Origin of the sequence: Methylotenera versatilis 79, from assembly GCF_000384375.1 — a bacterium.
Taxonomy (GTDB): Bacteria; Pseudomonadota; Gammaproteobacteria; order Burkholderiales; family Methylophilaceae; genus Methylotenera_A; species Methylotenera_A versatilis_B.
The window spans coordinates 1,195,202-1,215,612 of sequence record NZ_ARVX01000001.1 but is presented as its reverse complement, the minus strand read 5'-3'; the positions used below and the strand labels follow the sequence as shown (position 1 = coordinate 1,215,612).

General features: G+C 43.8%; 18 protein-coding genes and 1 riboswitch. Of the genes, 13 read left to right on the top strand and 5 right to left on the bottom strand.

Annotation, left to right across the window (positions count from 1 at the left end; translation table 11 throughout):
• Window positions 1-4 precede the first annotated feature (4 nt).
• The 12 genes from METVE_RS0106070 (at window position 5) to METVE_RS0106015 (ending at window position 12,207) form a co-directional block, all read left to right on the top strand.
• A complete protein-coding gene (locus METVE_RS0106070) occupies window positions 5-370 on the top strand; it encodes a hypothetical protein (protein WP_232415551.1) in 366 nt (121 codons plus the stop codon).
• Complete coding sequence (locus tag METVE_RS0106065) at window positions 367-1,368, top strand: LpxL/LpxP family acyltransferase (RefSeq protein WP_020167565.1); 1,002 nt, start codon at window positions 367-369, stop codon at window positions 1,366-1,368. Before METVE_RS0106070 ends, METVE_RS0106065 begins: the two co-directional genes overlap by 4 nt.
• A gap of 79 nt (window positions 1,369-1,447) precedes the next feature.
• Window positions 1,448-2,014, top strand: a complete 567-nt coding sequence (locus METVE_RS0106060) for a LolA-related protein (RefSeq protein WP_232415406.1) — start codon at window positions 1,448-1,450, stop codon at window positions 2,012-2,014.
• Between the two features lie 29 nt (window positions 2,015-2,043).
• Window positions 2,044-4,461, top strand: coding sequence for an MMPL family transporter (locus METVE_RS0106055; protein WP_020167563.1), 2,418 nt, complete (start codon window positions 2,044-2,046; stop codon window positions 4,459-4,461).
• Window positions 4,461-5,180, top strand: coding sequence for an alpha/beta hydrolase (locus tag METVE_RS0106050; RefSeq protein ID WP_020167562.1), 720 nt, complete (start codon window positions 4,461-4,463; stop codon window positions 5,178-5,180). Before METVE_RS0106055 ends, METVE_RS0106050 begins: the two co-directional genes overlap by 1 nt.
• The gene (locus METVE_RS0106045; protein WP_020167561.1) at window positions 5,173-5,985 is read left to right on the top strand and encodes a polysaccharide deacetylase family protein; all 813 of its coding nucleotides are present in this window, start codon (window positions 5,173-5,175) and stop codon (window positions 5,983-5,985) included. Before METVE_RS0106050 ends, METVE_RS0106045 begins: the two co-directional genes overlap by 8 nt.
• 52 nt (window positions 5,986-6,037) lie before the next feature.
• On the top strand, window positions 6,038-7,264 hold the full coding sequence (locus METVE_RS0106040; protein WP_020167560.1) for a beta-ketoacyl-[acyl-carrier-protein] synthase family protein: 1,227 nt from the start codon (window positions 6,038-6,040) through the stop codon (window positions 7,262-7,264).
• On the top strand, window positions 7,264-8,088 hold the full coding sequence (locus METVE_RS0106035) for a beta-ketoacyl synthase chain length factor (protein ID WP_020167559.1): 825 nt from the start codon (window positions 7,264-7,266) through the stop codon (window positions 8,086-8,088). Before METVE_RS0106040 ends, METVE_RS0106035 begins: the two co-directional genes overlap by 1 nt.
• The gene (locus METVE_RS0106030) at window positions 8,082-8,567 is read left to right on the top strand and encodes a hypothetical protein (protein ID WP_020167558.1); all 486 of its coding nucleotides are present in this window, start codon (window positions 8,082-8,084) and stop codon (window positions 8,565-8,567) included. The genes METVE_RS0106035 and METVE_RS0106030 overlap by 7 nt, the downstream gene beginning before the upstream one ends.
• 28 nt (window positions 8,568-8,595) lie before the next feature.
• Window positions 8,596-9,315: a 3-oxoacyl-ACP reductase FabG gene (gene fabG / locus METVE_RS0106025; protein WP_020167557.1), complete on the top strand. Its 720-nt coding sequence runs from the start codon at window positions 8,596-8,598 to the stop codon at window positions 9,313-9,315.
• Window positions 9,316-9,346: 31 nt separating this feature from the next.
• Window positions 9,347-9,507, top strand: a riboswitch (yybP-ykoY riboswitch).
• Between the two features lie 14 nt (window positions 9,508-9,521).
• On the top strand, window positions 9,522-10,091 hold the full coding sequence (mntP, locus tag METVE_RS0106020) for a manganese efflux pump MntP (protein ID WP_020167556.1): 570 nt from the start codon (window positions 9,522-9,524) through the stop codon (window positions 10,089-10,091).
• Between the two features lie 136 nt (window positions 10,092-10,227).
• Entirely contained in the window at window positions 10,228-12,207 is a 1,980-nt protein-coding gene (locus METVE_RS0106015; protein ID WP_020167555.1) for a cytochrome c/FTR1 family iron permease, read from the top strand.
• 99 nt (window positions 12,208-12,306) lie between these two features.
• On the opposite strand, the gene METVE_RS0106010 is transcribed toward METVE_RS0106015, so the two are convergent.
• Genes METVE_RS0106010 through METVE_RS0106000 form a run of 3 tightly spaced genes read right to left on the bottom strand, consistent with a single transcriptional unit; the run spans window position 12,307 to window position 15,013 of the window.
• Window positions 12,307-13,068 (bottom strand): glycosyltransferase family 2 protein, encoded by a 762-nt coding sequence (locus tag METVE_RS0106010; RefSeq protein WP_020167554.1) that lies wholly within the window; start codon window positions 13,066-13,068, stop codon window positions 12,307-12,309.
• Window positions 13,065-13,955, bottom strand: coding sequence for a lysophospholipid acyltransferase family protein (locus METVE_RS0106005; RefSeq protein WP_232415404.1), 891 nt, complete (start codon window positions 13,953-13,955; stop codon window positions 13,065-13,067). The genes METVE_RS0106010 and METVE_RS0106005 overlap by 4 nt, the downstream gene beginning before the upstream one ends.
• Window positions 13,952-15,013, bottom strand: coding sequence for a chorismate transformation enzyme, FkbO/Hyg5 family (locus METVE_RS0106000; RefSeq protein ID WP_232415402.1), 1,062 nt, complete (start codon window positions 15,011-15,013; stop codon window positions 13,952-13,954). Before METVE_RS0106000 ends, METVE_RS0106005 begins: the two co-directional genes overlap by 4 nt.
• Window positions 15,014-15,584: 571 nt before the next feature.
• On the opposite strand from METVE_RS0106000, the gene METVE_RS0105990 reads away from it, so the two are divergent.
• Window positions 15,585-15,761, top strand: a complete 177-nt coding sequence (locus METVE_RS0105990) for a hypothetical protein (protein ID WP_020167550.1) — start codon at window positions 15,585-15,587, stop codon at window positions 15,759-15,761.
• Window positions 15,762-16,381: 620 nt separating this feature from the next.
• On the opposite strand, the gene rpoD is transcribed toward METVE_RS0105990, so the two are convergent.
• The gene (gene rpoD / locus METVE_RS0105985; RefSeq protein WP_020167549.1) at window positions 16,382-18,328 is read right to left on the bottom strand and encodes an RNA polymerase sigma factor RpoD; all 1,947 of its coding nucleotides are present in this window, start codon (window positions 18,326-18,328) and stop codon (window positions 16,382-16,384) included.
• Between the two features lie 260 nt (window positions 18,329-18,588).
• Window positions 18,589-20,334, bottom strand: a complete 1,746-nt coding sequence (dnaG, locus tag METVE_RS0105980; protein WP_020167548.1) for a DNA primase — start codon at window positions 20,332-20,334, stop codon at window positions 18,589-18,591.
• Between the last annotated feature and the right edge of the window lie 77 nt (window positions 20,335-20,411).

Genomic DNA, 20,411 nt, shown 5'->3' with positions numbered 1-20,411 from the left:
ACAGATGATGAAAAAACAAACTCCTTTAAAAATCCCTGTTAATCATCCTGCTTTTGCTGGGCATTTTCCAGGCACGCCCATTGTGCCAGGCGTTGTGTTATTGGATGAGGTTTTGTATGCAATTAGCCTAGATACTGGCTTGGATGAAATCGCTTGGCAAATCAGCTCAGTCAAATTTTTAAGCCCTTTAAAGCCGGGTGAATCAGTGATAATTGAACATGAGCAATTGGCCAATGGAACGATAAAGTTTCTAGTTTTTAAATTGCCAGATTTGAAAACTGAAACGCCTGAAGAAAATCGTCAGATTGTAATGGGTAGCCTTGTCGTCAATCAAATCGCCTCACCAAATCAGAATGACAAGTTAACATGACAGACTTACTCAAAAAAGACAGTCTCAAAAAAAATGGTGCAAAAACGGCTGTTTGGCTTAAACGTCAAGAACGTAGCAATGCGTTAATGTTGCACATCATGACTTGGATATCGCTACGTTTAGGCCGCACAATTGCGCGCTCAGTACTGCATTTGATTGCGCTATATTTTGTATTATTTGCGCCAGACAGCCGCCGCGCTTCACTTAGTTACCTGCCACGCGCATTAGGGCGCCCAGCGACTTTCTTAGATTTGTATCGGCATTTTTTCTATTTCGCCGCCACCATACATGATCGGATTTATCTGATTAACCGCCGTTATGATTTGTTCGATATCGATATACAAGGCCAAGAGAATATCTTACCGCTTATAAACACAGGCAAAGGCGTGTTTCTAATGGGTGCGCACTTAGGCAGTTTTGAGGTGATGCGCGCGATTGGGCGACAAGTACCAGGCTTGCGTGTGGCGATGGTGATGCATCAAGATAATGCACAAAAAATAAATGGCATGCTCGCCACTATTAACCCAGAAGCATCTATGGATATTATTCCATTGGGGCACATCGACTCGATGCTGCAAGTGCAAGAACGGCTAGATGATGGCATGCTGGTTGGTATGTTGTCAGACCGCACATTGGGCGATGAGCCGATGACGGAAATCAATTTACTGGGTGCAAGCGCTGCTTTGCCGACTGGCCCTTTTCGCATGGCGGCTTTACTGCGCCGTCCAGTGGTATTTATGGTGGGATTGTATATGGGCGGCAATCGTTACCAAGTGCACTTTGAAACGCTGGCAGATTTTTCCGATATCCCAAAAGGTCAGCGTAGCCAAGTTGTAGATAATGCGATTGCGCGTTATGCAGAATTGCTGAACCATTACACGCGTTTAGCGCCTTATAATTGGTTTAATTTTTTCGATTATTGGCAATCGGTGCCTGCATCTTTAAATGAAAATTCGAATCAGAACTTAAGTAAAAAATTGGGTGAAAAAAATGGTTAAGTTATTGATGAATATATGGACTAATAGGCGCAACTCAATCTGCGCTGACTGTTTAAAATTGGTTAGTTTTTCAAAGCTGATGCTAGGCAGCTTACTACTGTTAAGTCTGTTCAGCAGCTTTAGCCACGCGGAAAGCAATTGGAATATCGAACAACTGATGCAATCTTTGGCGGCTACCACTTCTGGTCATGCCAGTTTTGTTGAGAAAAAATCCATCGCCATTCTGGATAAACCAGTGGAATCTTCGGGCGAATTGTTTTACAACGCGCCAGACCGTTTAGAAAAACGCACATTAAAACCAAAGCCTGAAAGCATGTTGCTGGATAAAGATAAATTGACTGTAGAGCAGCGCGGCAAAAAACGTGTATTGCAGTTGCAAAACTATCCCGAAGTCGCCGCATTTATCGACAGTATTCGTGGCACATTGGCAGGCGATCGCAAAGCACTTGAGCGTGCTTATCAGTTAAGTTTAACTGGTGACGAAAAAAACTGGAATCTGACTTTGCTGCCCATAGAAGACAAAATGAAAAAGATAGTCGCCAAGATTAGCATCGCTGGTTCGGGCAATGCATTGCAGACCATCGATATTTTACAAGCCGATGGCGACAGTTCGCAAATGACCATCACACCAATACCAGCGCTTTAAGCGAGCATTTCTTGAGTGCCGATTATCTAATGAATCTATCAGCATTTCAGCGTCGTCGTGGCGCAATCGCAATCTGGTTAATGATGCTTATCGTTAGCTTAGTGATTATTGCGCGCAGTCACTTTACGGCTGATTTGAGTGCTTTTTTGCCTAGCAGTCCGACTGCTGAACAGCAGTTATTAATGGATCAGCTAAAAGACGGTGTCGCATCACGGTTGATATTGGTCGGCATTGAAGGCGCTAATCCTAGTGCTCGCGCGCATTTATCTAAAACAATTGCAGCATTTTTGCGCGAGAATAATGCATTTGTCACCGTTAATAATGGCGAGCCGATTAATACCGAAAACGATAGACGCTATCTTTTTGACAATCGCTATGTGTTAAGTCCTGCTGTCACACCAGCGCATTTCAGCGAAGATGGCTTGCGTGCGGCGATTAGCGATAGCATCGACCAAATCGCTTCGCCCGCTGGCTTACTTTTTAAGTCTTTACTGCCGCATGATCCAACAGGTGAAATGCTGCAATTATTGGACCAGATGAATGCGGATAGCCGACCAAAGTTAATAGATGGCGCTTGGACATCGCGTGATGGTAATACGGCTTTGCTATTGCTTCAAACGCGGGCGCTGGGTTCAGATACCGATACACAAAAGCAAGCGATGCAATCGATACAGAAAGCATTTAACGCAGCCAGCGAATATATGGTTGGTGAATATAAGCCAACATTATTAATGACTGGGCCAGGCGTATTTTCGGTCGTTTCGCGCGATACGATTAAAAGCCAAGTACGCTTGATATTTGTCGTCAGCACATTATTGATCGCCGCCTTATTACTGGCTGTTTATCGTTCGTTTTCTGCGCTGCTGCTGGGCTTTTTACCTGTGGCGACTGGCATATTGGCAGGCATTGCATCGGTTAGTTTAAGTTTTGGTGTCGTGCATGGCATTACGCTGGGGTTTGGAACGGCGCTGATTGGCGAAGCGGTTGATTATTCCATCTATTTATTTATGCAATCCGATTACGCATCTGACGGCAAAAACGAACAGAATCGCAAAAAATGGGTAGCGCAGGTATGGCCAACTGTGCGACTGGGCGTGTTAACTTCAATATTCGGATTTGCCGCGCTGTTACTATCTGGCTTTCCTGGTTTGGCACAACTCGGTTTGTATTCAACCGCCGGATTAATTGCTGCGGCGGCGATGACGCGTTATGTGCTGCCGCATTTATTGCCAAGAGATTTTAAGATTCAAGATTTAAGCAACGCAGGCTTAAAAATTTCGCGTTTTGCTACGTATGCCACGCGCTTAAAATGGCCAGCAATCGGCCTAATTGTGGCTTCAAGCGTTGTTGTATATCAACATCACAATCATTTATGGAACACCGAAATTGCTGCCCTAAGCCCAGTTTCAGCTAAAGATATGGCACTAGACAGCAGGTTAAGAGCAGGAATGGGCGCGCCAGATGTGCGTTATATGGTGGTCGTTTCTGACCGCAGTCAAGAAGCCGTATTGGTCGCGACTGAAAAAGTATCAGCCGCGTTGCTGCCATTAGTTGAAACAGGTGAGTTAACCGCGTTCGACAGCGCCAGCCATTATTTGCCTAGTCAGGCTACCCAGCAAGCGCGATTAGCCAGTCTGCCCGATGCCGACGAACTAAAGCCTATATTAGAAAGCGCCATTAAAGATTTACCCGTTCGCGCGCAAGTATTTGCGCCATTCCTGCAGGATATTCAAGCCGCGCGCAATAAACCTTTGTTGCAACGTAGTGATCTGAACGGCACTTCGATGGCGATGGCAGTCGATGCGATGTTATTGCAACAAGACAAGCGCTGGAGCGCATTGATACCGCTCACTGCGCCAGAAAGTGGCAATATCGATGCAGTAAAAGTACGTGCTGTTTTAGAAAAAGCAAAGGTTTCAAATGCGTTATTTGTGGATTTAAAAACCGAATCGAATCGTTTGTATTCGTCTTATATGCATGAGGCTATTATGCTGTCGCTGGCTGGATTAATCGCGATTGTGATATTGCTGTTATTCACGTTACGATCAGTTGCGCGCGTGATGGCGATTATTGCGCCGCTGGCTGCATCAGTGTTAACTATCACAGCAGGCTTGGCTTTATTTGGTCAGCAATTAATCATCTTGCACTTGATTGGTTTATTGCTGATTGTGGCTATCGGCTCTAACTACGCCTTGTTTTTTAATCCGCCGCAAAATTCTATTAACCAACCAGTTCAAGCAATTGCGCCACGCACTTATGCGTCTTTATTATTCGCCAATGTCGCAACGGTGCTAGGTTTTGGTCTGCTGGCATTTTCAAGCGTACCAGTTTTGCAAGCAATGGGCGTCACTGTGGCGCCGGGCGTTGTGCTTGCGCTGATATTTTCAGCAGTGTTTGCCCGCCCTGAGTTTATAAATGGTCAGCTTGTGCATAAGGTTAAAACTTAATGCGTTATCTCAGCCATTTTGCACAAACTGACTCAAAGCAATCTGCAGAACAGGCTGATACATTAATCATCCTTTTGCCAGGCGCTTATCAGCAGCCAGAAGATTTTATCGAACAAGGCTTTGTGCGCACTGTGCAAGAACGTGATTTGCCAATAGATTTAATCATGGCTGAATTGTCGTTTAGCCATATTGCGGATAGAGCTGCGTTAACTGAAATTCACAGTGATTTGATACAGCCTGCAATCAACAAAGGCTATAAAAGTATCTGGCTGGCGGGTATTTCCATAGGCGGTTATGTGGCTATCGACTATGCCAACCATTATGCGCAGCATTGTGATAATCGACTGTCAGGCTTGTTATTATTAGCACCATACCCTGGCAATCGCATAACGACTAAAACAATCGCTTCGGCTGGCGGTATTCAGTCTTGGATGCCAGAGTCGATTGCTGATGATGAGTCGGAATTAGCTAATTGGCGTTGGCTAAAAACGTGTACAGATTCCACGAATATTGAAGTATATTTGGGTTATGGCGAAGATGATCGTTTTGCAGATGGGCACTTGATGATGGCGCAAGCTTTGCCAGAAAATCGAGTCAATAAAATCGGTGGTGAGCATACTTGGCCTGTTTGGCAACAGTTGTGGTGTCATTTTTTAGAGTCGCGTTTCGGTGAACAAGCACTGACTAAAACGCAATTTGTTAAAGCAATCCATGCATAGAAAAATTCAATTGCTATGGCATTCCACATGGCTGATTAAACTATCCATCATTTTGCATGTGCTTATATTGATTGGCTTACTCGTTACTCCATATCTTTGGCCATGGCTGTTAGCTGTTTTTATTCTCAATCATTTGATTATTGCAACGGTCGGCTTGTGGCCGCGCAGCAACTGGCTTGGGCCAAACTGGACGCACTTACCGATTGCGGCGATTAGTCGTAACGAAATCGCACTGACGATTGATGATGGCCCTGATGCGCTTGTAACACCACAAGTGCTGGAAATGTTGGATGATTATGATGTTAAGGCTACATTTTTCTGTATTGGCAATAAGGCAATACAGCAGCCAGAATTATGTCGTGAGATTGTGCGCCGTGGACACAAAATAGAAAACCACAGCCAGCAACATCGGCACAATTTTTCGTTGCTAGGAATTGCAGGATTCAGCCGCGAAATTGAAGCGGCACAACAGACCTTATTCAATATTACAGGTATGCTGCCTAAGTTTTTTCGTGCGCCGGCTGGCTTGCGTAATCCTTTTCTACAACCAGTATTGAGCCGTTTAAATTTAACGCTGGCAAGCTGGTCAGTGCGCGGTTTTGATACGCAAGTAACGGATGCTGAAAAAGTGAGTAGAAAATTGCTGGCAGGTTTACGCGCAGGTGCGATCCTTTTGTTGCATGATGGCAATGCCGCCCGCACAAAAGACAACATTCCAGTTATTTTGGCGGTATTGCCTGCTTTGTTGCAAGCCGCCAAAAAGCAAAATTTGCACTTTGTGACATTGCAAGATGCAGCCTTATGAAATCAATCATGCATAAGTTAATCTACAATATTAGCGCATTAAGAGGTCTGCATTGAAACCTTTATTACTCTCACATTTCACTGCCACAAGTTGCATTGGGCAAGGCTTGCAGAAAACCTTAGAAGCGTTACAACAAGGTCGCAAAGCGTTAAAACCCTGTGATTTTGAAACCGTAGAGTTAAGCACTTTTATTGGTGAAGTTAATGCTGTAAATACGGTAAAAATGCCAGCAGATATGGCGGATTACAATTGCCGAAACAATCGTTTGGCACGGCTAGGTTTAGAACAAGATGGTTTTAACGATGCGGTGAATCATACCGTAGAAAAATATGGCCGCGAACGTATTGGCGTATTTATTGGGACCAGCACTTCTGGTATTTTGGAAACCGAGTTATCTTTTCGCAATCGCGACCCTGTGACTGGTGCACTACCTGCCGATTTTATTTATAGCAAATCTCAAAATACCTATTCGGTCGCCGATTTTACACGGCAGTATTTCAAGCTGGCTGGTCCCGCTGTTGCCGTATCTTCCGCCTGCTCGTCCAGCGCAAAAGTGTTTAGTGTCGCGCGGCGCATGATAGAAGCTGGCCTAATAGATGCAGCCGTAGTCGGCGGTGTCGATACATTATGTTTAACGACTTTGTACGGTTTTAATTCTTTGGGTCTACTTTCAACACAAGCCTGCCGGCCTTATGACAGCGCACGCGATGGCATTTCGATTGGCGAAGCAGCGGCTTTTGCTTTATTAGAAAGACCAGATGCAAACACACAGGCCGATGCAGTTTTATTACTAGGTATTGGTGAGTCCAGCGATGCTTATCATATGTCATCACCGCATCCCGAAGGATTAGGTGCGCGGTTGGCAATGCAACAGGCGTTAGAAAGCGCAGGTTTATCACCAGCAGACATTGATTACATTAACCTACATGGCACTGCCACACCAAGTAATGACGCCGCAGAAGCGAAAGCTGTCACTGCAGTTTTTGGCGACGCTACGCCGCCGTGCAGCTCTAGCAAAGGCGCGACTGGCCACACGCTTGGCGCGGCAGGTGCTGTTGAAGCCGTGATTTGTGCGTTGGCATTGCAACATGCGTTTATCCCTGGCGGATTGAATACGACTCAAGTTGACCCATTACTTAAGCTGAATTATCAGTTTAAAAATAGCAATCAAGTTTTGACGCGCGTGATGAGCAACTCATTTGGTTTTGGTGGCACTAATTGCAGCCTGATTTTTGGGCTTGCGCCAATTGAACTTAGCATAGTTGAGAGGAGTATCTAATGACGACTCAACTGACAGCTTATATTGAAGGCATTGGTCTGCTTGGTCCAGGTTTCACCAACTGGCAAAGTGGTCGCGATATATTGTCTGGATCACAAGCGTATCAATCCGCTAAAACCATCATCCCTGCGCCTGAATTATTGCCCGCGGCGGAACGTAGGCGCGCCAGCGATATCGTCAAATTAACACTGGCGACTTCACTTGAGGCAATCGCCAGCGCTGGTTTGCAATCAGAAAATCTACCCAGCGTATTTTCGTTTTCTAATGGTGATGGCATAAATTGCCATACTATTTGCGAAATGCTGGCATCAGAAGACCGGCAGATTTCACCCACGCGTTTTCATAACTCTGTACATAACGCTGCCGCGGGTTACTGGAGTATTGCCACTGAAACCATGGCGACTTCATCGGTGCTTTGTGCGTTTGATGCCAGTTTTGGCGCTGGCTTGTTAGACACCTTAACCCAAGTGGTGGTCGATAAAACGCGCTGTATTTTAATGTCAAGTGATACGCCATATCCTGAACCGATGTTTACAAATAGACCGATTCCAGACAATTGCGGCATCGCATTAGTCATTACGCCAGAAAAAAGTACAAAAACAATTGCTCAAATTAAAGTCAGTATCACGCATGACGAGGCTGATCAATTCGATGATATCGCATTGGAAACGTTACGATTAGCGATTCCCGCCGCACGCGGCCTGCCTTTGTTGCAGGCAATTGCTCAACTGAGCAATCCACAATTCAGTCAACAAACAAATCGTCGCGTGGTATTGGATTATCTGGATGATACGCGCTTAGCGGTTGAGGTTAGTGCATGTTAAACCAAGAGTTAGACCATGACTGGATTGCTGACCATATTCCACATCAGGGCAGCATGTGTTTATTAAAAAATGTACAGACGTGGGATACAGACAAAATCGTTTGTCTTGCCGACAGCCACCGCGCGCTAGACAATCCGTTACGCGCTCACGATAAACTCGGTATTGCATGCGGTATTGAATATGCCGCACAAGCGATGGCTGTACATGGTTCATTATTGGCATCCATTAATAAGCTTTCTCCCGCTAATAACGAAAGACCCAAAGTTGGCTATTTGGTCAGCGTGCGTGGCATCACTATGTCCGCCACACGTCTGGACGATATTAAAGAGGATTTAATTCTTACCGCCGTTTGTGTGATGGCGAGTGAAAGCAATATGCTGTATCAATTTACCGTGTCTGCAAATAACAAAGTATTGCTAGAAGGACGTGCCACGGTGGTATTAAATGCGGATAGTCTTGCAGGCATTACGGGTACTTAACACATTAATTCAGGCAGAAAGTTAAAGTATGAAAAGAGCTTTAGTCACAGGTGGTAGCGGCGGAATAGGCGCTGCGATTAGCCGTCGTCTTGCAGCCGATGGTTACTATGTCTATATTCATTCCAATCAGAATATTGCAGCAGCTCAACAATTAGTTGCAGAAATCAGCGTAACAGGCGGTAGCGCAGAAGCATTGCAATTTGATGTGACAGATAGTGCTGCAGTCGCCGCTGTTTTGAATCCATTAGTAGAAAATGAGCCGATTCAAATCTTGGTAAACAATGCTGGCATTCATGATGATGCCGTCTTTCCTGGCATGCGCCCAGACCAATGGCATCGGGTGATTGATGTTTCAGTGAACGGATTTTTTAACGTCACGCAACCGTTAATGATGCCGATGATACGCAGTCGCTGGGGACGTATCGTGAATGTATCCTCGGTTGCCGCCATTACGGGTAATCGTGGCCAAACCAATTACTCTGCCGCTAAAGGCGCGCTGAATGCCGCGACTAAATCTCTATCATTAGAAATTGCCAGCCGAGGCATTACCGTGAACGCCGTTGCACCAGGCATTATTGAAACCAGCATGAGCGAAGGCGCATTTGATGCCAAAGCGATTGCGAATATCGTACCGATGAAACGCGCTGGCACACCAACAGAAGTCGCTGATTTAGTGAGCTTTTTAGTTTCAGATCAAGCAACCTACATTACTGGCCAAATTATTTCTATCAATGGCGGCATGATTTAACTTTAGAAATTTTCCGTCATCGGGTAAAATCACAATAACCCTTGGGGAGTAGCCTACTTCTTATCTGAAGTGCTTGTATCAACATAATCGACTTAGGTCGTGGTGCAAGTAGCCGTTTTCGGTTGGCGAGACTAATGGATGTCAACGCGATAATAAGTCGGGCGTGATGACATTCACTATTCTTGGCCCGACTAGAAAATTTATCCATGAATTTCATTTCTACTGCGCTTCTTGCGCTTGCTATGTCTACTGACGCTTTTGCTGCTGCTATTGGCAAAGGTGCTGCGTTAAAAAAACCTAAACTTTCAGAAGCCTTACGTACAGGTCTTATCTTTGGCATCATTGAAACATTAACACCTTTATTTGGCTGGGCAATTGGTCGTGGCGCAGCGCAATATGTTGCTGCGTGGGATCATTGGGTCGCTTTTACCTTATTGTTAATCCTCGGTTTACATATGATTTATGAGGGATTAAAGGAAGATGAATCTGTTGAGGAAAAGCCTAACCAACATTCATTTATCGTCTTAGCCATCACGGCATTTGCTACCAGCATCGATGCGATGGCTGTTGGTGTGGGATTAGCTTTTATCAATGTGAATATTATTTTTACGGCAGCAGCCATCGGACTTGCAACCTTCACAATGGTCACAATCGGCTTTATGTTAGGTCGAGTGCTGGGGGTGATGGTGGGCAAACGTGCTGAAATATTTGGTGGTGTTGTGTTGATAGGTGTCGGCTGCTACATTCTGTATGAGCATATTTATGTGCTTAGCTAAATATCCCAAAACACGGATTTTTTAGCCTAAATTGAGTGTTAAGTTGGCGAAAAATCAAGCGTAGATTGATATGCCCAGATTGACATACAGAGTGTTACAACCTATAGTTCAACCCAGTTAAATGAGAATGATTACTATGTATTTTAGAGTTGATTTTAAGAGTTTGTTACTGGTTTTATTGTGCTTCATATTGCCGTCGGGATTATCATTTGCAGAACCATCTGCAGCAAATACCCAGTCATTAAATACGGTAGCGTCAGATAACGGCGCAAAACAATTGTGGCAGTTAATTGATTACGTTGCCGTTGATTACGGCGGTGCTGTTAATAAAGGCACGGTCGTCAGTGAGGCCGAATATGCAGAAATGCTCGACTTCACCAATAACGCCTCAGTGCAGTCACAGTCCTTACCTGCTAGAGCCTCAAAAGAAGCGATTACAGCTGCAATTGCCGATTTACGTGCGGCAGTTGTAGCTAAAGCAGATGCTGCGGATGTTAAGCGCTTGGCTTATCTGGCCAACACAAAATTAATCGCTGCTTACCCAATAACTGTGGCGCCAAACCAAGCGCCTAGCCTTGCTAGAGGCAATATATTATATAAAGCACAATGTGCCACCTGTCACGGCGCAACAGGTGATGGCAATGGTCCGTTAGCCGCAAATCTGGAGCCAAAACCGATTGCATTTACCGATGCAGAACGCGCGCATTCAAGAAGTTTAATGGCCCTATTCCAAGTGGTGTCGCAAGGTGTTGAAGGCACTTCAATGCCAAGTTTTGCAACGCTTACAGATGATGATCGCTGGGCATTGGCTTTTTTTATAGGCAACATGTCATATGATGATGCGGCACGCGCTCGCGGCAAAAAACTATGGACTGAATCGACTGATATTAAAAGCCATTTTCCAGACTTAGCAGCCGTCACCACATTGACGCAAGATAGCGTTGCAGAAAAAATGCCAGCAACAGATGCACATGACATTACGGCTTATCTTCGTAGCGAACCAAATGTGGTTGCAACAAATTCAATGTCTGACCTTAAACCATCGGGTGTTGCCTTATCGCGATTGCGTTTAGCTGAAAGTTTAGCTGCGCTACATTCTGGCGACCGAGCGACAGCAATGAAACTCGGCTTATCAGCCTATTTAGATGGTTTTGAACCGCTTGAGCCAGTTATTGGTGCGCGTAATAAATCGCTCTTAATAGCCGTTGAAGGCGCGATGTTGGCTTATCGCTCTGCCATATCCAAGGGGTCAGTTTCAGAAGTAGAAGCAGCTGCGGAGAAACTGAATAGGCTTTTTGCAGATGTCGATGAAGAATTAGGCAAAAAACAAGTCGATCCAATGACAACATTTATTGGTGCGCTGACTATTTTGCTAAGAGAAGGCGTTGAGGCGCTATTAATCGTTATAGGCATTATTGCATTCTTGAAAAAAGCACAGCGACCTGACGTGCTGCGATACGTGCATTCAGGATGGATTAGTGCATTATTTGCTGGCGCTTTAACTTGGGTAGTCGCCACTTACTTAGTTACCATCAGTGGCGCAAGTAGAGAAGTGACCGAAGGCGCTGGCTCGGTATTTGCCGCCATTGTTTTACTCACCGTCGGATTATGGATGCATCAAAAGAGCAGCGCGGGAAGATGGCAAGCTTACCTTAACGAAAAACTATCCGCCGCAATGTTTAAGCGTTCTGCATGGGCGTTATTCGCGCTGTCATTTATCGCAGTCTATCGCGAAGTATTTGAAACAGTACTTTTCTATTCTGCGCTGGCGGCAGATGGCAATGGCGGTGGTTTATTAGCTGGATTTTTAACAGCCATTTTGCTTTTAGCCATTATCGCTTGGGCATTGCTGCGTACCAGCGCGAAAATGCCAATTGGAAAATTCTTCTCCATTACTTCTATTTTAGTGATGATATTAGCAGTGATTCTGATGGGCAAAGGCTGCATCGCACTACAAGAAGCTGGATGGATTGGTGTTACGCCTATTATCGGGCCACGCATTCCACTATTAGGCATTCATCCAACAGCAGAAACCGTGATTGCGCAGATTGCAGTATTGATTATCGTGGTGGTTGGTTTTGGGTTGAATTACTGGACGTCCAAGAAACGTGCATAAGTAACGCGTTTTGAATGTGCATTGTAATAGCAGAGCAAAATCTGTTCTGCTATTACAAGCTTCAACCTTATTGGCTAGTAATTGACTGTGTTATTAACACTAAAATAGTGTTAATAAACGTCTCGTTAAAAGCATCGGCAAACGTAGTACAAAACCAATAAATAACCGCGTATACATCCAAGTCAGTAACAGGTTGTCGCGTAAATATCTAAAATGCGAAACACCGCCTTCATTAATGCTGAAATAGCGCACGGGTGCAGGCAGATTCACCACTTTAACGCCACGCCAGCTTAATCTAATCGCCGCTTCTGGGTCAAAATCGAAATGACGCATCCAAGGTTGAAAACGCATCACTCGTCTTAATGGCTCAATCGGATAAATGCGAAATCCAAACAACGAATCACCAATACCCGCCCACAAAGTCACTACATTCGCCCACCAGTTAGACAGCTTTCGTCCTTGCACTCGGATATTTGGCGCGTTTGCATCAAATATTGGTTTGCCCAAAATCATCGCATTTGGCTGTTTGATGGATTCGGCCATAAAACTAGGAATTAAATCAGCAGGATGTTGCCCGTCTGAATCCATGGTTAACACATATTGATAACCTGATGCGACTGCTAAATCTAAACCGTGTAATACTGCCGCGCCTTTGCCCTTGTTTTCGAGCAGATGAATCACATGTAAACCAGCATCTTTTTCAGCCATATTTTGCAAAATGACCTCTGATCCATCGGTGCTACCGTCAATCACCACCCATACTGGATTCCAATACTGACGAGCTGCATGCACCGTTTCAACAACCTTTTCGCCTGGATTGTAGCTTGGAATAAGGACAATGTGACTAGAGGAAGCAATCATGACGAAGTGGTTCCAGTTGGCTCAACAGTAAGCTTAAGCTCAGTCAAAATATTACTTTGATTATCACTCTGAATATCCGGCTGAATATTGCCATGATGATTAGATAAATTAAAAATTTGACTTGAATTTTGCACTACAGAAGGTGTTAATACTTCGGCAAAATACGCTTCAAGCTCTGCAATGAATTGATGTGTATCTTCTGGCGGATTAAAGCGCTTGCCTAGCTTTATTTTGTAACTCACTGGCATATTAGGCTTACGAAATAAAGGCCAGCCTTTGCTCAAATAAGGCGAGTTTGTTTCAATCAACACCGTTTGCACTGGCACTTTTGCTTGCATGGCAATCAGCGCGATGCTGCCTTTCAGCGCATTAATCGGTTGTTTTACCGTGCGAGTTCCCTCAGGAAATAGCAGTAAATGACTACCTGTTTTAAAATCCTCGCTCGCTTGCATCACCATTTGGCGTATCGGCTCATTGCGAATGTAACGCGCCAAACGCGCGCCTGCGCCTAAAAATATATTATTCATCAAATCCGCTTTCATCACACAAGCCACGTTTGGTAACCGTGAAATAACCATCACTGCGTCTAACAAACAAGGATGATTCGGCGCGATAATCAGCGGCGTTTCATTTTTTAACACATCTAACTCGGTTAAATCAAAACTACAGCGGCGCGAGATACTTAAACTGGCAAGATAAGCGCGAAAAGAAAGCATGATGGCATAACGGCCAAAGTGGATCGCATAACGTTCTGGTAGAAATGGATACAATATTGTCGCCATTAACGTCCAGCATAGACTTAAAAAACCCAGCCAAAACAATCCAAGATACAACACAATATAATCGTATGCGGTGAGCAGTATTTTGTGTACAGGTTTTATCTTCATTCTGCTTGTGAAATTTCTAGCATTTGGCCAGCGGTTGCTTCAATTTCTAACAACAGCTCTTGGCGACAGATATCTGCTTGAATAAAAACCGCTTTTATTGCGCCGCCGATATAGCGCTGCATTTCATTACGCACTGCTGATAAATCGGCAGCATGGCGAATATAAACCCTGAAATAAATATCATGCAGATTGAATATCTGCTCGCCTAGTACATGATTCGCTTCTGTAATAACCGCTTCTAGATTCACTAACGTTTCGTTGGTTTGCGCGATCACATTCGATAGATGCAGCGTTAAATGGCCAACGATGCTGGCGGTGCCAGAGATAAACAACAGCGGATTTTGCTCAGTGCGCAATAGAGTCGCGCGCGAAAAATTGGGCGTGCGCGGGCCATACTCATCGGGATATTCATAAGCGTTGATTTGCCGTGGATTTTGTATGGCGATTGGCGCCTCACGCCCTAATAGAAAAGCGATAGCCAACGGACCATCTGCCAAACCTAGCGCACAAGCGGCCGGAAGCTGATCGCCTATTCCATTCTCATAAGCCAAAAAAGCATCTTTACGGCCCACATTAAACTGACGATAACGTTCTAAATCACCATTTATGCCATGACTTATTCCATTGATATCCGCCATATAATTCCAAAATCGGTAAATATGCGGATAATCCAGCGCTTCCATCAGCGCGAATATTTGGCAGTAGGCAGACTCTGTTGCAGTTTGCAATGAGCCCAACTCTGGCACGCTAATAACGCCAAACAATAATTCGTCATTCAATCGATATTGAATAGCATCGCGTTGACCATTTTTTAATGGCTTACCTTGTAATAAAGCGTGATGACTTAACCATATTTCCACGGCAATATTTGCGCCGTCCAAAACAGGTGCCGGCAATTGAATAGTAGGGATTTCAAGCGTTTCTGTAGCATTATTTGTAGACTCAATCGTACCAAAACCAATCACGCCCAGCGCGCTATCTTTCCAGGATTTTGGCTGTTGATTAATGTCAGCAAAAGGCATGTATGCAGTTTTAATACCCACAATCGGTAAACTCACTACTGAAATGCCATGCTTGAGATGATTTTTGCTGCGGGAAAGTGAATATTCATGAACTAGGCTTCATTTATAGTTAACGCAAGAATTATATCGTATCGTTTCTTATCAACACAGTAGCTTATCTAGCCCTTTCTCTAAGACTTTCTATTAACGCCATTTGGAATAGAAAGCTGACTTAAATTAGCATCGTCATAATACCCAAATTGAAATCATTCACTCTGTACGGTAATGCACAGAAGTTATTTTCTAAAGTATCGATAATTACTTAAATTTACAAATGTAACTTAACAAATTAATCAAGGCAGCCATGTTTGTGCGTAATGACAAGAATTCGGAAATTATAGTAAAGATGGCTGTTAATTTAGTCCTAAATAGTGATTTTCAGCTAGCTAGGCAGGTCATGACAGAAGCTGGCATCTCTTTTAAAACAATCGAAAGAGTATTATATGAGCCGAAAAATATTAGAAAAACTGACTTAATTTAACCAAAGTTAATCCAACTAGATTAACTAAATATAAATAATTTTTATCCTATTTTCTGCGCTAATTTATTTCTGTACCAAAGGCATACTATGCAAAAACGAGAAAATGTATTATTTGATCAAATCGTCAATAAAGGTTTGGTTATAAGCAAGCTCAAAGGCCGTGAACAAGCCATGCATATGATGATTAAAGAAGGCTTGCCAAGAAGCGTGATTAATAGAGTTTTAATACAAAAGATAAAAGTCAGAAGCTCTGATTGGCAATAAGTTAACACCCAAATTGGGTTAACTTTTTAATACAATTAATCATTAACTATGCGTAATAAATAAAAAAGACCTTGGGTTATTTCCCAAGGTCTTTTTTAATTGGTGGCCCCTCTGTGAGTCGAACACAGTACCAACGGATTCTGGTTTGTGACGGTTTCCCGCCTCCCTGGACTATGCCTTCACCATAACAATCAAGATTGCATTAGGTGGGTGCCGTCTAGTCTCTACACGTTCAACAAGCATTTCTACTTGAAGCTTCGCTCGGCATTGCCTTGTGCATTACTGCCGTCAGGTTTCACCGAATTTGACACCATCCCATATACAGTTTCCACGTATATGGCACATTTACATATGAGTCCGCTGCTCTAACCAAGCATGAGCTAAGGGGCCTTAAACTTACAACGTGGGGATTTTATAACACTTACCCACATTTACTCTTTTCTGATACGACTTACTTAATGCTGTTTCGGTATTGCTAATTACCTTTACTACTTAATGCACGTAAGCATATGAAAATTATCTGAAAAACTCTCAAAAATATTTAGAGCATCGGATTATGAGTCCGCTGCTCTAACCAAGCATGAGCTAAGGGGCCGTAAAGCTTTATCAAAGCAAGAATACTAATCTTGACCTGTTTCCAAGAAGCTACGTAGGCGTTCTGAACGTGTTGGATGACGCAGTTTGCGCAAGGCTTTTGCTTCAATTTGACGGATACGCTCACGCGTTACGTCAAACTGTTTGCCCACTTCTTCAAGCGTGTGGTCAGTATTCATTTCAATACCAAAGCGCATACGCAACACTTTTGCTTCGCGCGGGGTAAGCGACTCTAACACTTCACTAGTTGCATCGCGTAGGCTGGCATACACGGCCGCATCCATTGGCGCAAGCGTTGTGTTGTCTTCGATAAAGTCACCTAAGTGCGAGTCTTCATCATCGCCAATCGGTGTTTCCATTGAAATAGGTTCTTTACTGATTTTTAAAATCTTGCGGATTTTATCTTCAGGCATTTCCATTTTTTCAGCCAACAAAGCTGGGTCTGGTTCAACACCAGTTTCTTGCAGAATCTGACGGCTGATACGATTCATTTTGTTAATCGTTTCAATCATATGCACAGGAATACGAATAGTACGCGCTTGGTCAGCGATTGAACGTGTAATCGCTTGACGAATCCACCAAGTCGCGTAGGTTGAGAACTTATAACCACGGCGATATTCAAATTTATCAACCGCTTTCATCAAACCAATATTGCCTTCTTGAATTAAATCCAAGAATTGCAAACCGCGGTTGGTATATTTTTTAGCAATAGAAATCACTAAGCGTAAGTTAGCTTCAATCATTTCACGCTTGGCACGGCGCGCACGCGCTTCGCCAGTCGTCATTTGCTTATTGATTTCTTTTAGCTCTTTAATTGGAATACCGACTTTAATCTGTAATGCAATCAAGCGATCTTGTTGATCAATAATTGAGTGTCTATAACGGGTTAACTTTTCGATATACGGCTTATCTAAAGCTAATTCGACATCTAACCAAGTTAGATTAATCTCATTGCCTGGAAAGCTTTTAATAAAATGTGGGCGTGGCATGGCAGATTTATCCACACAGAAGTCCATGATTTTACGTTCATGGCTACGCACCTCTTCAACAAGCACGCGGACTTGCTCACATAATGCTTCAACTTGTTTGGCAGAGAATCGGAATGCAGTTAGCTCCTCTAAAACCGTTTCATGCAATTTTTTGTAACCCGCATCTTGCGAGCCTTTTTCTGCACGAATCACGTTCATTTCTGAATTCGCTTTGCGAATTACCGCAAAACGTTTTAATACTTCTTCTTTCAGCTTAGCTAAAGCTTCTGCAGAAATGGCAGCCGCTTTTGCGCCATCTTCATCGTCATCTTCTTCATCGTCAACGTCTTCCTCTTCTTCCTCTTCGGCTTCAGCGGCCATCGCATCATCTAAGCCAATATCGGTATCGATTAAACCATCAACCAAATCATCTACGCTGATTTCGTCTTTTTCTACTTTATCGACCATTTCCAACAATTGGGCAATGGTCGTTGGACATGCGGCAATCGCTTGCACCATGTGTTTAAGACCATCTTCGATACGTTTGGCAATCTCAATCTCGCCTTCACGAGTCAGCAAATCCACTGTACCCATTTCGCGCATATACATACGCACTGGGTCGGTTGTACGACCGAATTCAGAATCCACCGTAGCAAGTGCCGCCTCGGCCTCTTCTACCGCATCTTCATCCGTTACAGCGGCTGGCGCGTCAGACATTAACAATACTTCAGCATCAGGTGCTTCTTCGTACACCTGAATACCCATGTCGTTAATCAAGCCAATAATGCCATCGATTTGCTCAGAATCCTGCGTATCATCAGGCAAATGGTCATTGATTTCTGCGTAGGTTAGATAACCACGCTCTTTACCCAAAATAATCAGCGTTTTCAAGCGAGTACGACGCGCTTCGGCGTCTAGCGCCTGCGCTACTGGGTCAAGTGCGGCTTCAGCCGCTAGCTTGTTGCGTTCTTTTTCTAGTGTTTTGTCTGATTTTGGTCTGGCCATGCCTGATCCTATTCTATGAGTCTCGTTCTATTGAGTCTGGCGCTTCATCACAAATGGTATTTTAACGGTGACGAACAACCCTAAATTATACTGCAAAAAGTGTTAAATTTTAAGCAAAATATACGGCGTTTTACCAAGTAGCGTTCTGAAATTTAATAAAAATCCTAATTTGACGATTTTTTTAACTACTTGTTTTGGTTTGTGTTTTCAACGATTGAGCGTTTAATATCGCTGATATATTGCGCAATTTTAAGACTTAACTACTTTTTAACCGTCAAATTCTTCAGCATTTCGCGTTCTTGTTCCGTCAAAGCACTGAATGGTTTTTCTTTCAGTGTATCTAACATATTGCCTTCACGCTTTTGCTGTGTCGCCTCCATTAATTGGGTACAAGCACCTACAAATTCAAGTTCAAAGTTCAAACTTTCATCTAACAATTGCAATTCACGTTGGATTTCACGCAGTAATCGTGGTTCCACTTGCGGCTCTATGCTGTGTAATAATGTTGCCGGTTTAGATTGCGGTTGTTGCAACGCTGCATTAATCGTGGCTTTTAATAACACATCTTGCTCGCTAAATCCTAGGCAAAAATCTAGATATTCCGGTTTAGCCAAACAGGGCTGCATCATCAACATCAACACAAAACGTTTTTCAATCGACAATGGCGCGCGCGATTGTTTTTGTGTGGCTTTAGCAGGCGCTCTATTTGGCGCGGGTAATTTCAATAAGCTTTGCATTTCCGTATCACTCACATCCGCCATTTCAGCCACGCGTTTGCGCAATAATAACGAAAATCGCGGCGCTGCAATCTGGCGCAAAATCGGTTCAGCTTCGTTTAAGAACTTCACTTTATCTTCTTGCGCATTCAGCGGATTTTGCTCACTTAAATGCTGAATAATATATTGCGAAAGTGGCATAGCACTTTGCATCTCGAGCTCAAATTTTTCTTTGCCGAATTCACGCACATAACTATCAGGATCATGCTCTTTTGGCAGAAATAAAAATCGCAATTTGAGACCATCGGTTAATGCAGGCAAGGCATTCATAGCTGCTCGCCAAGCAGCGGTACGGCCAGCATTGTCACCATCAAAACAAAATACAATTTCGTCCGTTTGACGCATTAACTTGGTGATATGAAATGGTGTAGTTGCTGTACCTAAAGCCGCAACCGCATATTCAATTCCATACTGCGCTAATGCCACCACGTCCATGTAACCTTCAACCACCAGCACACGCCCAGCATCACGAATGGCGCGTCTTGCGACAAACAAACCATATAATTCATGACCTTTTTGAAACAATGGCGTTTCAGGCGAATTGTAATATTTGGGCGTGTCTTCGGGATTAATCACCCGACCACCGAAACCAATCACCTGGCCTTTTTGATCATGAATCGGAAACATAATGCGATCGCGAAAACGGTCATAGCGACGACCTTGCTCATTTTCAACAACTAAACCAGCGGTCTGCAACGCTTCATTTTCATAATTTGCAAACACGCTTTGTAGGTTTTGCCAGCCGGCAGGCGCATACCCAATTTGAAATTTGGCGGCGATTACACCGCTTAAACCACGCGCTTTTAAATATTCAATCGCGCGGTCTGATTTTTTTAATTCTGCTTTGTAATAATTAGCCGCTTGCTGCAAGGTTTCTTGTAAACCCAATTTGACACTTTTATTGGCAGCATCTGCTTCGCGCGAAGCTGGCGAAGATTGCTCTTGCGGCACAATCATGCCTACGTTTTTGGCCAAATCGTGAATGGCTTCCACAAAACTTAACCCCGCATATTCCATTAAAAAACCAATCGCCGTGCCATGCGCGCCACAACCAAAACAATGATAAAACTGCTTGGTGGGGCTGACGGTAAAGCTGGGCGATTTTTCATTGTGAAACGGACAGCAGGCAGAGTAATTCGCACCCGCTTTTTTAAGTGGCACACTTTTATCAATCACATCAACAATGTCAACGCGATTCAGTAAATCTTGAATAAAGCTATCAGGAATCAAAATGCATCTACGCCATTTACTGTAATTGCCACACGAATGTGTGAATAATCGAATTAATAATTCTAGCTCAATTGGAA